Consider the following 16316-nt stretch of genomic DNA (forward strand, 5'->3'; position numbering starts at 1 on the left):
GGTTATGGGCGGGTGCAAAACCTGTTTAAGCGCTTTGGCTTCAAAGTTTTGCCGCCCCCCTACTCAACCCATGACTTCAGCGGCATAGAAACGGTTGCCGCAGACGGGAAGTACGACACCTACCGGGCGCTGTGCCTGGCTAAGGCGGCTCACTTGGTCTACGAAGACCGCGACTATGTCATCGATATTTCGCGGTTATGGCTGAGTGCGGATATTGATAACCGATGGATGCAGCTGTCGAACCGCCAGTATGTGGTGGATGTCATCAAAGCGTGGCTGCGAGAGGGGGAAGAAACTAGCGAGCGCGACATCCGCAACAATTTCAAGTACCTCGATATGCGGATTACTGACACCCAGGCGTTCATGTTTCGGAAAGGTAATAATCTGATGCTGATATTTAAGGGCACTCAGCAACTGGCCGACTGGAAGACCAATCTAAAAATTCGCCTGAAGGGGTTTACTATTTTGGCTGACCAGGAGGCGGTGCCACCCACTGGGCGGGTTCATCGAGGGTTTATGGATGCCTGGCAGAGTGTTGAAAAGCAGGTGATTTATTATCTAAAAAAATGGTGGACACCAGACACGAAACTCTGGGTAACCGGGCACAGCCTGGGAGGTGCCCTGGCGGCGGTAGCGACGATTTCCCTAGATGCTCAGGGGTTTGAGGTGAGTGGTCTGTATACCTTTGGCCAGCCGCGGGTGGCTGATTGGAAGCTGGTCAACTACATGAATCGCCGCCTGGGCGATCGCATTGTTCGCTACGTTAACAACAACGACCTGGTGCCGCTGATACCGCCGCAGATTATTCCCTGGGTGCCGACGCGGGTGTATGGCCATATGGGGCAGTTTCGCTACTTTAACGACGTTGGTAACCTGCGCCGACAGTCGTTTATGACCCAGCGGTTTCCAGATCGACTCTTTGGCATGGTGCGGGCGATTGTAACCTCGGGTAGCCCCGATGCCATTGATGACCACAAGATAGAATTTTACGTGGCCAATTTGCAAAAGGCTCTCGATCGCGAAGACGAGGAGGCTAAGCTGGAGATAGAGCGGGGCATGATGGCAGGGGACTTCGTTGAAGGCATGAAAGATCGCATGCGATCGCGGCGGCAAAGCTAAGGAAATAGCTACTCTTCTACACCTGAACTCAAGCCATGAAAATCCGGCCCTATGCTCCAAAGGTGCCTAGGAATTTTGGGCTCGTTCATAGTCTAAAAGAACACAGGGACCCAGCCACATTCTGTGCTCCTGAAAATTTATCGATAGGGTCAACCGCTCTTGGTTCGCATCACAGGTTGTGGGGGCGCCTTTGCCAGCGCTAGACTCTTGATAATCGAGCTGATTGCTCAAACTCATAACCTTGAGGTTTGCCGCCTTGCGATAGCGATAGGGCTCTCCTGGCTTGACCACGCTAAAGCTCAAATTTACGCCGTCGCTGCTATCTTCTACGGCCTTACGAATATCATCGGTTGTTTTCACCCCAAAGGGAAAATACAGCAGCTTCTCGATGGTTACATTGGTACCGTAAGGAGGCTCAACCTTAGGTACAGAATCGACTCGAACAGCCAGGGTGTCTTCATTTACAATGCGTCTGACCTCGGCATCGGACATCAGGCTTGAGGTCGAAGCATCGGGTTTGTAAACACCCACCTTTGTATTGAGCGTCCAGGGGTTTAAGCCTTGTTTAGTTTCGACAATGTAGCTACCCAATAGCTTTAGCCCAGAATCCAAATTCAGACTGGCTAGGCGGTCATCGGTTGAGGCTAAAATTTCCTGATCCACCAAGAAAGTCTTGAACTTTTCAAACTCTAGCTCACTGCCGATGGGAGAAAGTACTTTATCAAGCTGGCTCAGCACAATGAGAGAGCTCAGGGCAATCAAGATAATGAAGGTAGCCGTTGGTCCTTTAGCCTTAAATTTGAGACCAGGCAACACCTTAATAACGTTTTCTCCTTCAGCTTCTATGCTCTCCGTAGGCGAGACTCTAAAGGCCAAAATAGAGATGACAATAGTAGCCACAAGGGGAATAAACAACCACAGAGAAAGCAAGGCCGCCATGAGCCAAACATTCCGTAAAGCGGCTGATGTAACGGGCTCTCTAGCCGCCCAGTCTTGGGCGATCGCGCCAGGGGCTAAGGCAAAAACCGCAAAGCCAAAGCCGACTGGAATGATCAGCTGCTCAATTCGTTGGCTAGTTTTGGACTTCATGACCCTTGCCCCACTCGCTGCGTATGGCTAACAAAACTGTCACAACGAAACTATAAAATCACCCAAAACATCAGGACAAGTCTCTGGACACGCCGGGTGCAGGCATAGAAGTAGAAGCAACTAGAAGTAGAAGCAACATTCCGGCGGTATTCACCCAAAGAGCGTCACTTACAGAGAACTTCTACCTGAGTCTAGGGATTCCGCGAGGGCTTATCAAAAGTACACACATCCCCGACAGGATGTAGCAGTCCCGTCAATTATTGCTGACTAAAGGAAAAAGGCTGTGCAGTGCTTAGCCGGTGGGGCAAGGTCTGGGGCAAAGGGCTATTTTCAGCGATCGCTGTCCTAAAAAAGGTTAAGCCTGGGGAGGTTGGCGGTTTGTCTCAGAGATGAGGTCGCTAAACTTTAGAAGCAATGGCATCTCGGATATACGTTGAGGCGGTTTAGCCCCAGCGTTTTGATCGAGGCATGATCTGCCCCTACCTACCCTACCTGTGACCTATTCTTCCACCAAATCTCTCCGAGCCCGTCGACTGCTGCCCTGGTTGGTAGCGATAACCCTGCTGCTGGTGTTCTCAGGCGGATTAGTGCACCTGTTGACCGAGTCGTGGTGGTTTGAGTCGGTGGGCTATGGGTCGGTGTTTTGGCTCCGCCTTAAGTGGCAGCTGGCGCTGGGGCTAGGCGGGTTTGTCCTCTACGGTGGGGGGCTTTGGGCCAGCTACCAGATGGCGCTGCGGCTGACCCGCGATCGCACCTATCGATTTCTCAGCCGCTATAGCGACCAGACTCAGCGAGACCAGCTGGAGCGGCTGCTTAACTTGGGAGCCCTGGGGCTCATCTTTGTGCTGGCGCTGGGGGTGGCGCTGCGGGCAGCCTCAGCCTGGCAGGCGGTGTTGCAGTTTCTCAACCCCACGGTCTTTGGGACCAATGACCCCATCTTTGGGCGTGACATTGGTTTTTATGTGTTTAAGCTGCCCCTGTGGCAGGGGCTACAAGACACCCTGCTGGGGCTGCTGGTGTGGTCGCTGCTGATTGCGGCCACGGTCTATGCTCTCAAGGGCGAGGTCAGGCCGGAACGAGGCTGGAAGTATTTTCTCACGGGCGAGGCCAAGGCCCATCTGTGTTTGCTGCTGGCGGCGATCGCGGTGCTGCTGGCGGCGGGGTTTTGGCTCGATCGCTACTCGCTGCTATATGCCGATGGCGGGGTTATTTTTGGCGCGGGCTATACCGATGTCCACGCCCGTTTGCAGGCCTACTGGTTGATGGGGTTTGTCACCCTGGCGGTGGCGGCATTGTTTGTTATTGCCCTGGGGCGCAGTGGGTTTTCGCTGCCGATTTTCGGCATTGTTATCTACCTGGGGCTGTTGGTGTTGGTTAATGGCCTGTACCCCTGGTTTCAGCAAAATTTCGTGGTTGAGCCCAATGAACTCACCATCGAGCGCCCCTACATTGAGCACAACATCGCCTTTACCCGCGAGGCCTACAACCTCACCAGCGTCACCTCAGAGCCTTTTCCGGCCGAAAATAACCTCACCCGCAGCACCATTGAAGCCAATGGCCCCACCGTGGGCAACATTCGCCTGTGGGACTACGCTCCGCTGCTGAGCACCTACAAGCAGCTGCAAGAAATTCGCCTCTACTACAATTTTGAAGATGTCGATATTGACCGCTACACCCTCAACGGCGACTATCGCCAGGTAGCCCTTTCGGCCCGCGAGCTACCCGTCGAGCAACTGCCCTCCGAGGCCCAAAACTGGATCAATCGGCAGCTCAAGTTTACCCACGGTTTTGGGGTGGTAATGAGCCCCGTCAACCAGGTCACCCCCAACGGGCTGCCGGAGTTTTTTATTCGCAATGTGCCCCCCAATAGCACCGTCGATCTGCCCCTCGATCAGCCTCGAATTTACTATGGTGAAAGCACCCGCAACTACATTTTTACCGGCGCGAACACCGATGAGTTTGACTATCCCCTAGGCGACACCAATGCGGCCTACCGCTATACCGGGGCGGGTGGAGTGCGCCTCAACTCGTTTTTGCGGCGGCTGGTCTATGCCTACGATTTGGGCAATCTGCGGGTGCTGATCTCCAATTATTTCAACAACGAAACTCGCATTCACTACCATCGGCTGATTACCGACCGGGTGCGCCAGGTGACTCCCTTTCTCACCTTTGATAGTGACCCCTACCCGGCCATCATCGATGGCCGCATCAAGTGGATTTTAGATGGCTACACCAGCAGCGATCGCTATCCCTACTCCGAACCCCTGAACCGCCGCACCGACCTGGTCTCGCTGGTCGACAGCACCAACCCGCTGATGCGCAACGGCGTCAACTACATTCGCGATGCGGTCAAGGTCTTTATTGATGCCTACGACGGCACGTTAGAGTTCTATGCCCGCGATCGCGACGATCCGCTGCTGGCCACCTATAGCCGCATCTTTCCCAATGTGTTTCAGCCCATTGAGGCGATGCCTGCTGCCTACCGGGAACACCTGCGCTACCCCGAAGACATCTTTACCGTGCAGGCTCAGATGTATCGGGCCTACCACATGGAAAATCCTGAAGTGTTCTACAACCGCGAAGACCTGTGGCGGTTTCCGGAGCAGACCAAGGATGATGTAGCCGAGACTATGGAGCCCTACTACATCATCATGAAGCTACCCAAGCTGGGGCAGGAAGAATTTTTGCAGATTTTGCCCTTTACTCCGGCTAACCGCGACAACATGATTGCCTGGATGGCCGGGGGCTCCGATGGCGATAACTACGGCAGGCTGCTGCTGTACGAGTTTCCTAAGCAGGAGCTGGTATTTGGCCCTACCCAAATCGAGGCGCGCATTAGCCAAACTCCCGAGATCTCAGAACAGCTGACCCTCTGGAATCAGCAGGGCTCTGGGGTGATTCGCGGCACGCTATTGGTGGTTCCAGTGGAGCAGTCGTTGCTATATGTGCAGCCAATTTATCTGCGATCTGATCAGGGCGAACTGCCCGAGTTGCGGCGGGTAATTGTGGCTTACAACGATCAGGTGGTGATGCGCGAAACCCTTGACCAGAGTCTGGAGGTGATTTTTGGCGCAGCTAGCGCTAGCCCACCGACCCCAACTCCAGAGGGTACGGATGTGGCTGCTCCAGCCAACACTGTCGCTGCCTTAGTGCAGGCGGCGCTCCAGGCTTACCAAGACGGACAGCAGGCGCTACAACAGGGTGACTGGCAGCGCTACGGCACTGCCCAGCAACAGTTAGAAGGTATTTTGCAGGAGCTTAACCAACAAAATCCTTAACAATTAGGGTTACATTACGCCAGCTTTTCAAGGCTAAAGCAGGTTGATTGTGCCAAGATCAGCGACCACGGGCATACTATAGGGAATTCTCCGGCCTGTGCGCTGAATTCATTGAATTCAACTAGACCCCTATGTCTACTACGCCCCCTAATGTTCTGCAATTGGCCCGCCAGGGTGACCCCGATGCGATCGCCGCTTTGATGAATCGTCATCTAGAGGCTCAGGGCATCACTGCTCATGTTTTGCAGCAGGAGAATCGGTTGCGGGTGAGCCTAGAGTCGTCCCATGTTCCCAATCAGTCAGACCTGGTCGCCTACGTCAAGAAGGGCATTATCGGCCTCAAGCTGGCGACTATTCATCACTTGACAGTGAGCGGTCAGCAAGTGGGGGCCGAGGCGGTTGCCTGGAGCGAAGATCTAAGGCTGCAAGATGCCCCAGCGGCGACCCCGGCGGCGGTTGACCTGGGCGCGATCGCCGATTCACCCCAAGCAGAGGTAGATCTAGACTTTGACTTTGATCTCGATAGCACTGAGAGTGACGATATCGACTTGAGTGATCTAGACACCCCTGACCTAGGCGAAGATTTTAACCAGGCCATCTCGGTCGATTTGGATCTGGCCGACAGTGACTTTGGCCTTGACCTGACCGATGCCAGGCCTGACTCGACGGCCTCCGAAGACTTTGATCTTGACCTAGCGCTGACCGAGGGTGCTAGCGATGGGGGCAATGAACTCGATTTTGATCTGGGTGGACTCGACGACACCAGTCCACTGGACTCAGCGGCTGATCTCGACCTCGACCTGGGGTTCGTCGATACCCCCTCCCCTGACGCCGATGCTGAGTTAGATTTCGATCTCAGTGGTGCAGATGACCTCGATTTTGACCTCAACTTTGAGGATCAGCCCAGCCCGGATCCCGCCGCGACCGATCTCGATTTTGACCTGGGGCTCACCGAGGCATCCGAGGCGGCAGGCCCGGGAGATGCATCTGCCGATTTGACCGATTTCGATCTCAACTTTGATGCCGCCGATGCACCCGTTGACGATGGGCTCGACCTAGATTTAGGGCTCCCTGAGAGCATGGGGGATGCAGGTGCCGCCAGTCCTGAACTCGCCAGCGGCGACGATCTGGATTTCGACCTCAATTTTGATGCCGAGTTTGATGCCGAGGCGGATGCGGGCGCTTCTAGCCCTGAGCTCGCCAGCGGCGACGATTTGGACTTCGACCTCAATTTTGATGCCGAGTTTGATGCCGAGGCGGATGCGGGCGCTTCTAGCCCTGAGCTCGCCAGCGGCGACGATTTGGACTTCGACCTCAATTTTGATGCCGAGGCGGATGCGGGCGCTTCTAGCCCTGAGCTCGATTTTGACTTGGCCGATGGGTCAGCTGCCGATGTCGGCGATTTTGACGTTGATTTGGATCTCGTCGATGCGCCAGATGTCAGTGCTGCCTTAGAGCCCATGGACGCCATGGCTGGGGATGACCTGGATCTGGCGCAGGCTGCTGGACTGGAGACTGACCTCGATTTTGATCTGGGCATGGATGAGCCTGGCCTAGAGGAACTGGGGACTGCCGACGCGGAGTTTGACCTCAATTTTGATGCCGACCCGAATCTGGTGTCTGCGGATAGCCTTGAGTTCGATGGGGCTGCGACCCAAGCCTCTGATCTTGGCGATGAACTCAATGATTTATGGGATGAGGACAATGCTGGGGTGACGTTTGACCCAGCCGATAGCCCGATTGATGCCTGGGCGGCAGAGGCTGAACAACCTTCCATAGATGACGCAATGGCTGTTGGTGCCGATGACGAGGGCACCGATGCGGCGTTTGGTCTTATCGATGATCAGGGCACTGATACTGAAGGCCTGAATGCTAGCGACCTAGATGCTAGCGACCTAGATGCTAGCGACCTAGATGCTGCGGCTGTAGCGCTTGAGCTAGAGGCTGAGGTTGTTGATCTAACCGCTGATGTAAATGCCTTAGCCGTTGATGCCACCTCCTCAGATTTGAATATGGAGGCTGAATTAGCTGTAGCTGGGCTAGACACCGATCTCGATGCTCTGCCTGAGGACGGTCAGGAGTTAGACCTGCAGGAGTCTGAGGACATTGTCTTTGCAGATCTGGGCGCTGCAACTGATCTCGATCAATCTGGGTTTGATGACTTAGCCATCAACGATTGGTCGGCAGAGCCTGACCTCTCCAGCGGTGAAGAGGTTGACCTTGGGGCTGGAGAGGCTGATGACTGGCCTACCGATGAGATCGATCCAGATTTTACCGCTGCCGATCTGCCCGATATCTCGTTCGAGCCTCCCTTGACCGATGATTTGGATGGTGCGGTAAACCTGGAGGATCTATCCCCAGCCCTGGATGAGGTGATACCAGAGTTCGATGGGGGCGAAGAGGCCGCTTGGGAGATGCCCGAAGAGGGCTTTGACCCCAATCTTATGCTAGATACCCCCGGTGATTTTGACGCTGAGCTGGCGGTAGACCCCGCGGCCCCGCCTAACCCCTTTGATGATGAAATGGATTTTCCTGCCGATGAGACGAGGGGCTCGTTGCCAGCAATCGAGGCCTGGGAGGCAGAATCTGAAGTGGCTACACCGTTTGCACCGGCAGACGTTGACCCCTCGGCTAATTTTGATGCTGAGGCCGATACACCGTTTGTCACGATGGAGCTCGATCAGACGGTCGAAGGGGACGATCTGGCGATCGACAGTTTCTCTGCCGATAGCAGCCAGCTCGACGACGATGGGGTGGCTTTTGAGTCTGCCGAAGTGGATTTTGCGGCGGCAGACTCAGACCTAGTTGCCATAGATTTTGCCGATGAGGCTGAGGATCTAGCGTTTGAATCAGTTGAGTTGGCTGCCGACGAGTTGAACAATCCAGAGTTTGGGGCCGTGAGGTTTAGCGATGACGGCTTAGTCGCCGACGATGCCATCGAGTCAGACTTTGGGGGCAATGTGTTTGACGATGGCGGGTTTGAGAGCGATGGGTTTGATACAGATGGGTTTAGCGATAGTAGTGGTGACGCTGCTAACGGATTTATGCAAGATCGCAATGGTGCAGCCTTCATTGATGATGAACCCGATGCCACTGACGATTTTATTCAAGAGCTGGCTTCAGATCCTTCCACCCATGTGTCGCTTGACCCTGGGCAATTCAGCGCAGACGGTAGCATAGGTCGCTCGGAAAGGTCTGGCCTACCCCTCTGGCTGCTGGTCGGGCTGGGGGCCGTAGCTCTCGCGCTGGCAGGTCTGCTGCTCAATGGGCTGTTAGGGCGTTTGCGCCAGCCTACCCCTGGGGATGCCCCGGTGGTGACCGAGCCAGCGCCCAACCCTGGAACGCCGCCGGTAGATCCAGCGACAGTACCTGAGGTCGATTTGTTTAGGCAGGCCGTTAACGCTGCTCAGACCGCCTCAAACCAGGCCCAAACTGCCAGTACCGCTGCCGACTGGCAGAATGTGGCAAATTCCTGGGCGAGTGCGATTGAGCTGATGCAGCGGGTGCCTGAGGCTGACCCCAACCATGCTGTGGCTCAGCAAAAAGCCGTGGACTACCAGCCTAACCTCAGCTATGCTCGACAAAACGTTGAGCGCTTGCAATAGCTGGCGTAGATTTTCCACAGCCCAGGGCGGGCGGGTAGAATAGGACGGTTGTATTCAGACCAAAGCCTTGATTGAACGCTATACCCTGCCCGAAATGGGCGACCTCTGGACCGATGACTATAAATTCAAAACCTGGCTGCGGGTCGAAATCGCGGTGTGTGAGGCCCAGGCCGAGCTAGGCTACATACCCCCAGAGGCGGTAGACGAAATCAAGGCCAAGGCCAAGTTTGACCCCCAGCGCATTCTCGAGATTGAGGCTGAGGTACGCCACGATGTGATCGCCTTTCTCACCAATGTCAACGAGTATGTGGGGGATGTGGGCCGCTACATTCACCTGGGTATGACCAGCTCTGACATGCTGGATACGGCGTTGTCACTCCAGCTGGTGGACAGCCTGCAGGTGATTATGATTCACGTGGAGAACCTGATTCAGGCGATTCGCTACCGGGCTCAAGAACACCGCGACACGGTAATGATTGGCCGATCGCACGGTATTCATGCCGAGCCCATTACCTTTGGCTTTAAGCTGGCGGGTTGGCTGGCCGAGATGCTGCGCCACCGGGAGCGGTTGACCCATCTGCAAGATGCGATCGCCGTCGGCAAGATCTCTGGCGCGGTGGGCACCTACGCCAACATCGACCCCAAGATTGAGGCCCTGGCCTGCCAAAACCTGGGGTTGCGCCCCGATACGGCCTCTACCCAGGTGATTTCCCGCGATATCCACGCCGACTTTATGAACGCCCTGGCGCTGCTGGGGGCGTCAATGGAGCGGTTTGCCGTCGAGATTCGCAACCTACAGCGTACCGACGTGCTGGAAGTTGAAGAATTTTTCTCGAAAAAGCAAAAGGGTTCGTCGGCCATGCCCCACAAGCGCAACCCGATTCGCTCGGAGCGGCTGACCGGGATGGCGCGGCTGCTGCGGGGCAACGCCATGGCGGCGCTGGAAAATGTGGCCCTGTGGCACGAGCGCGACATCTCCCACAGCTCGGTAGAGCGGGTGGCCTTTCCTGACAGTTGCATTTTGACCCACTTCATGCTGGTGGAGACCACCGAGCTGATCAAAAACCTGCTGGTCTACCCCGCCAACATGGCCCGCAATATGAATGTCTACGGCGGCGTGGTCTTTAGCCAGGGGGTGCTGCTCGCCCTGGTGGATAAAGGCCTGGCCCGGGAAGAGGCTTACAGTGTTGTCCAGGCCTGCGCTCACCAGGCCTGGAACACCGACGACGGCGATTTTCGCGCCCTAATTGAGGCCGATGAGCGGGTGACGGCCCACCTGTCTGCGGCGGAAATTGAGACCTGCTTCAGCCCCGATCGCCACCTGCGCCATCTCGATCAGGTCTATCAGCGCCTCTGTATCTAGTACTCCACGGCGCCAGTTTAGATACTATTCCTTAGGGCCAGGGAGCGAGGGAGCCAAGCGATCCGCAACGGTGGACATATTTCAGCCTTCGAGTCCTAGGTCGAGGTGATACAAACTAGGGCTCACCTTGGCTCCACACTGATGGAAACCCTGTAGGCATTTTTTTGTATGCCGCCGCGATCGCAGCCCCCAGACGACACTGTTTGATTGGGTCTTCCTACTTACGCGAGTCATTCCAGTAAACGTTATCCCGGTCAATTGGGGCAGGACACCGATGCCTGAAGATATTGACGAGGGCAAAATACCCCAGGTAGTGGCGCAGAGCCTGCGTCCTTGATTGACCTTGGATGTTGGGGCTTGATCCAGGCCAGAATTGTCCTTCAGTTGCCGGTGGATTGATCCACCGTTCTGGAGAAACCCATTCACCAGAGCTGATCAGGGCATCGCCCCAGCGGTCGTCAGAAAAATCTGCTCCAATGAAATCAACCTGGCATGAAGCCAGTTTTGTAGAGGTCACGCCATGGTCGGTCTGTTAAGTACGTTGCCCGATAGCCCCATCATTGCGTTTACCGTGCTGCTGCTGGTAACGCTGTTTATTCCGCCGATGTTTGAGCGGCTGCGGCTGCCGGGGCTGGTGGGGCTGCTGGCTGCCGGGGTGGTTTTAGGCCCCAGTGTCTTGGGGTTGCTCAACCCGGCAGGCGAAGTCGAGACCCTGCTGTCTGATGTGGGCAAAATTTACCTCATGTTTGTGGCCGGGCTTGAGATCGATCTCAAAGACTTTAAACGCACCCGCAATCGTTCCCTCGGGTTTGGCTTTACCACCTTTGCGGTGCCGCTGATCGCTGGCATGGTGCTCAGCCGCAGCTTTGGTTTCGGCTGGATTGCGGCGGTACTGGTGGGGTCGCTGCTGGCCTCCCATACCCTGCTGGCCTACCCGATTGTGATGCGCCTGGGGGTGACGAAAGAAACGTCGGTGACCGCCACCGTGGGAGCCACCATTTTTACCGACATTGGAGCCCTGCTGGTGCTAGCCATGTGCGTGTCGGCCCAGGCGGGAGAGTTTTCGGCCCCAATGGTGGTGACTCAGCTGGGCCTGCTGGGGGTGTTTGCTACAGCTGTGCTGGTGGGCATTGACTGGGCGGGCAAGCAGTACTTTCGCCGCAACGGCGATCGCGAGGGCAACCAGTTTTTGTTTGTGCTGGCGGCGGTGTTTGTGGCGGCGGTGGGGTCGCAGTTGATCAACGTCGACAAGATTGTGGGGGCGTTTTTGGCGGGGCTGGCGGTCAACGACGTGGTGGGCAACGGCCCGGTCAAAGAAAAGGTGGAGTTTGTCGGCGGGGTGTTGTTCATTCCCTTTTTCTTTGTCTGTATGGGGTTACTGCTTAACTTGCAGGTGTTGGCCGAGTCGTTGACCACTAACTTAGCCTTTACCCTGGCGCTTACCGCCACGCTGATCGTCAGCAAATTTTTGGCGGCTCTGGCAACTAAGCCCTTTTATCGCTATAGCTGGACCCAGATTTTCACCATGTGGTCGCTGTCGTTGCCTCAAGTGGCCGCCACCCTAGCCGCCGCCCTGGTGGGGTTAGAGCAGGGGATTATTTCAGAGCTGGTGTTCAATGCTGTGATTGTGATGATGCTGGTGACCTCAGTCACCGGGCCGCTGCTCACCGCGCGCTACGCCGGGCGACTGGTGACGCCTAAACTGTCGCGATCGCAGCCCGACTCCCTGTGGTTTGACTATGGCCAAGACCCCGCCAGCCGTGAAACCTCAACCATTGCCTGCCCGTTTACCGTGGTAGTGCCGATCTATAACCCCGTCACCCAGCGCTACTTAATTGAGATGGCGGCGCTGCTGGCCAGCCATGAGGAGGGCTACGTGATTCCGGTGACCGTGGCCCGCGCTCACGTACACATGGATGACCCCGACCTGGTCGATACCCTGGGCCACTGCCGCCAGCTGCTGCAAAAAGCTGAGAGCCTAAGCCAGGAGTTTAACGCCCAGGCCTACTCGGTGCTGCGCATAGACGACGATGTTTCGGAGGGCATTACCCGCATCGCCCGGGAGCAAAATGCCAGCCTGATTTTGCTGGGTTGGAGTCGCCAGGGGTTTCGAGCCAAGCTGTTTGGCACTCTGGTAGATGAAGTGTTTTGGTCGAGCCACTGCCCGGTGGCGGTGGCTCGGCTGCTGGCCGAACCGATCGATATTCATCGCATTTTGGTGCCGATGAAAACGGTGACCCCCCAGGCGGTGCGCACCGCCCGCTTTGCTCAGATGTTTGCCGCCACCCACGGGGCCTCGGTCACGCTGCTGCATGTGTGCGATCGCCACACCCCCGACGCCCAAGTCCAAGCCCTAGAAGCGGCTCTCACCAAGCTGATGGCCAGCGGCCTGCAAATCGCCTGGAATCTGCTCACCCTGACCCATGACCACCCCGCTGAGATTATTCTCGAAACCGCCCGCGACCATGACCTGATTGTGCTGCGATCGATGCGACGCCGTACCGCCGGCGGCCTGTCGGTTAGCAATGTCACCCACCAGGTGATCGACGAAGCCACCTGTTCCCTGGTGCTGTTTGGTGAACCCCACACCTAGGGCCTGAATAGCAAAAACCCCCGGCAGCATCTGCCGGGGGCCACTAATACCAAATCCTGCCTGAATAGCCCAGTTCGTAGGGGCATAGCATGCTATGCCCCTACGAGGTTCCTGATGATGAATCGGGGTTTTCCAAATCGGATTTGCTCTGAACATAGACCAGGCTTGTCATTCCCGCGGCAGCGGGCATCCAGTCATCCGGCTACTCTCGACTGGATGCCCGCTGCACGGGCATGACGGTGGTCTGTCAGGACGCAGAAATGGGCGGGCTTTTTTTCATCGTTTGAGGTGGCGCATTAGCGCCATGGACGATTCGTGTAAACTCTCATCAGTAGAAGCTACAGTGCTGACTTACTCTCAGAGGCGGTCTTATCCATTTGAAAGACCGTCTCCAGGGAAGCCCGCTTGCCGTCAGTTTGACTGTTGAGCACACCGCCCAAGGCCTTCGACAGCAGCGCATCGACAGAAAACCGACCCGCCCCGTTGACCACAAAAAAGAGGAAGGTGGCGGCGTACAGTGCCGATAGCTCTAGGTACGGAATGCTCAGACCCGCTACCTTAACGTGGTGATACATGGCCACCGTCATGGTGAAAAACAGCCCCAGGGCTGCCGGGCGAGTAAACAGGCCCAAAGCCACTAAGGGCGCGCCGATCAGCTCGGTGAAGGCGGCCATATAGCTGAGGGTGATGGGGAAGGGCAGACCCAGGTAGGCCACGTAGGCCTGGGCAAAGCTCTCAATGTTAGCGAGCTTGTCAAGTCCGTTATGAATCATAACGATACCGGCCACCATTCTCAGAATTGTCCAAGAAATCTGAAAAGCCGTGTTAGGGGACTGATTGGGCTGAAGCGCAAGGTAGCCCAGGGTGAGGATGCGTTGCTGAGCGATCATATGGATTAATAAAAATTAAGGCCGTCATTAATTATGCTAACGAAGTTTTAAGGAAAGTAAAGGATGCGCTTATACAAATTTGCTCTGCTGGCAAAATAAATCCGCCAGCTGGGTGTGTCCGGTGGTTCTGCCGGGGACTAGGCGACGGGATCTGCCGTCGGGGGATCGGGCCACTAAAGTCGAATGTCAGGGCCAATTAGGTCAGAGAGTTTGTCTACCCCGTAGAGCAGCATGGCAATGCGTTCAAGGCCCAGGCCCCAGGCCACGGTGGCTTTTTCGCCACAGCCCAGGGGCGCCAGCATTTCCTGACGAAATAGCCCTGAGTTGCCGACTTCGATATAGCGATCGCTGGGCGGATGGTAGGCAAATACTTCCAGCGATGGCTCGGTGTAGGGGTTGTAGGTGGGCTTAAACTTCAGATCTTTAAACCCCAGCCGCTGATAAAAATAGGTCAGATAACCCATCAGGGTGCGCACGCTGAGCAGCTCGCCCACCACCACGCCTTCGATCTGGTGGAACTCGGCCAGGTGGGTGCGATCGATAGTTTCGTTACGAAACACGCGATCGATAGAAAAATACTTGCCGTTTTGACCTCGGAGCTGGTGCAAACGCCGGGCCGTAGAGGTCGTGGTATGGGCCCGCAAAATAGCGCGACTGGCCTCAGCCTCAGTCCACTGACCGCCGTAGTTGGCTTCATGAACCTGCTTCACCTGCTGTACCAGAGCTGGATCATTCGGCAACGGCAGCGTCTGGGGATGAGCTAGGTAAAAGGTGTCTTGCACCTCGCGGGCCGGGTGGTCTTGGGGGGTAAATAGAGCATCAAAGTTCCAAAAGGCAGATTCCACCAGGTAGCCCGACATTTCATCAAAGCCCATGTTGAGGAAAATATCGCGAATGCGCTGAATGCACTGGGTCAAAATCGTGGGCCGTCCGTAGGCGACATCCGGTACCTCGGCGTGAATGTCGTAGGGCTTGAGGTCGATTTGCTGCCATTGACCCGACAAAATCAGATCGCTAGTCAGGCTTGTGACCACATCCCCCAGCGTTAGATTTTGCAGGGTTGGCAGCACCGTCAGGCTATAGTCGGTTTCGACTCGGCTGGTAACGTAGCCCTGCTGCTGAAGCCATTCTAAGGAAGCTGATGCGCCTTCATCTAAAGGCATGCCAGCGGTGATTTTGCTAAACACGGTCTGGCGCTGCTGATAGGCCCCCAATACCGACGATTTAAGCACTACCACGACGCCTTCGCCTTCGCCATCAGCTAAGTCGACGGCCTGCTCGCGCCGCAGTGCTCCGTAGTGGAGGCTAAAGGCGGTGCCGAGTTCGGTTTGCAGGGTGGCGCGATCGCGCCTACCCGCCAGCAATTGCTCCGCCAGGGCAAACCCCGGCAGTACCCCCCCCAGTTCGCTGCCCTTGGGGGTTAATACCCAGGTTTGCTGCCGATGCTCTTGGCGCTGCACGTAGCCATCGAGGGCCCCGCTGCGCAAAAAGCCGTTGATAAAATTGGTGTCGAAGCCAGCCTCAACGCAGAGCGATCGCAGACTCTCTATGGTTTGCTGGCGCTGGAGTAGCTCCACAAACTGTCGTTGTTTGCCGCTGAGCTGAAGCAAATCAAACATGGCCAAGCCCCAGAAAACCTTTACCAGCCTACCAAGCCTCCACCGTTCCCAACGGTCAGCATTGATGAAAAGATAGACAGCATTGCCCTTTGCCAGCGTCCTGAAACTATGCCCGACGAACCTCTGCCTAGCGCGCCTAGCCTGCCCTCTGGCCCTGGCTTTGGCCTCACCTTTCTGTATTACTTCTGCGGCACAGCCCTGGTTACCACTTTGCTAGCGGTCAAAACCCTCGACCTTGGTCTAGACAGGGGGTTGCCCAACCAGTATGGGATTGTCCTTGGGGCTGTAGGGGGGCTGCTCGGGGCTTTGGTCAACCGCAGCACCACCCTGACGGTACCCATCAGCAGTCGCAAGACCTTTCAGCGGGAGCTAGAGGCGGCCCTGGCAGAAATGGGCTATACCGAAGATGCCGACGCCAGCTTAGACGGCATTTTGACCTATCGCCGTCCCTTTATCCGTCAGTTGCTCTCGGGGCGCATCTATGTTTTGCTGAGCGATCAGCAGGCCCAAATTAGCAGCCGAGCTGTTCACATGGGCAGTGTTAAGAAGCGTCTCGAAGCCAGTGGCATCAAACCTTAGGAGCTGCCCGCACCCCAAAATACCCCCAGCCAGGAGCGTGGCCCCTGCACCCTACAGAGAAATCCCAAGTTTTGAGCATTTTGCGATCACAATTCTCCTTAGCCCACAAGAAAAGATAGGGGAATCGCAAGGTAATACCGGTTGACCTCTGATAGGCCCCATCCCCCCATCCCCCTAATCT

At 56.1% G+C, this 16316-nt stretch carries 9 protein-coding genes; 6 read left to right on the top strand and 3 right to left on the bottom strand.

Annotated elements, in window-relative coordinates; all coding sequences use genetic code 11:
- Positions 1-1119, top strand: a 1119-nt coding sequence (locus IQ254_RS23245; protein WP_193968537.1) for a lipase family protein, incomplete at its 5' end; no start/stop codon positions are given.
- Positions 1120-1185: 66 nt separating this feature from the next.
- Here IQ254_RS23245 and IQ254_RS23250 read toward each other — a convergent pair.
- Positions 1186-2208 carry a hypothetical protein gene (locus IQ254_RS23250; RefSeq protein WP_193968538.1) on the bottom strand — a complete coding sequence of 341 codons (1023 nt, stop codon included), beginning with the start codon at positions 2206-2208 and terminating at the stop codon, positions 1186-1188.
- 494 nt (positions 2209-2702) lie between these two features.
- Here IQ254_RS23250 and IQ254_RS23255 point away from each other — a divergent pair, with 494 nt between their 5' ends.
- The 4 genes from IQ254_RS23255 (at position 2703) to IQ254_RS23270 (ending at position 13047) form a co-directional block, all read left to right on the top strand.
- The gene (locus IQ254_RS23255; protein WP_193968539.1) at positions 2703-5486 is read left to right on the top strand and encodes a UPF0182 family protein; all 2784 of its coding nucleotides are present in this window, start codon (positions 2703-2705) and stop codon (positions 5484-5486) included.
- Positions 5487-5617: 131 nt separating this feature from the next.
- A complete protein-coding gene (locus IQ254_RS23260; protein WP_193968540.1) occupies positions 5618-9091 on the top strand; it encodes a hypothetical protein in 3474 nt (1157 codons plus the stop codon).
- A 67-nt stretch (positions 9092-9158) separates the two neighbouring features.
- Positions 9159-10454 (top strand): adenylosuccinate lyase, encoded by a 1296-nt coding sequence (gene purB / locus IQ254_RS23265; RefSeq protein WP_193968541.1) that lies wholly within the window; start codon positions 9159-9161, stop codon positions 10452-10454.
- A 520-nt stretch (positions 10455-10974) separates the two neighbouring features.
- Positions 10975-13047, top strand: coding sequence for a cation:proton antiporter (locus IQ254_RS23270; protein WP_193968542.1), 2073 nt, complete (start codon positions 10975-10977; stop codon positions 13045-13047).
- A 338-nt stretch (positions 13048-13385) separates the two neighbouring features.
- On the opposite strand, the gene IQ254_RS23275 is transcribed toward IQ254_RS23270, so the two are convergent.
- Together IQ254_RS23275 and IQ254_RS23280 are read right to left on the bottom strand one after the other, a co-directional pair.
- Positions 13386-13937, bottom strand: coding sequence for a DoxX family protein (locus IQ254_RS23275; RefSeq protein ID WP_193968543.1), 552 nt, complete (start codon positions 13935-13937; stop codon positions 13386-13388).
- A 173-nt stretch (positions 13938-14110) separates the two neighbouring features.
- Complete coding sequence (locus IQ254_RS23280; protein WP_193968544.1) at positions 14111-15556, bottom strand: phenylalanine--tRNA ligase subunit alpha; 1446 nt, start codon at positions 15554-15556, stop codon at positions 14111-14113.
- Positions 15557-15664: 108 nt separating this feature from the next.
- Between IQ254_RS23280 and IQ254_RS23285 the strand changes: the two genes are divergently transcribed.
- On the top strand, positions 15665-16135 hold the full coding sequence (locus IQ254_RS23285; protein ID WP_193968545.1) for a hypothetical protein: 471 nt from the start codon (positions 15665-15667) through the stop codon (positions 16133-16135).
- Positions 16136-16316 lie beyond the last annotated feature (181 nt).

The organism is Nodosilinea sp. LEGE 07088, assembly GCF_015207395.1.
Taxonomy (GTDB): domain Bacteria; phylum Cyanobacteriota; class Cyanobacteriia; order Phormidesmidales; family Phormidesmidaceae; genus Nodosilinea.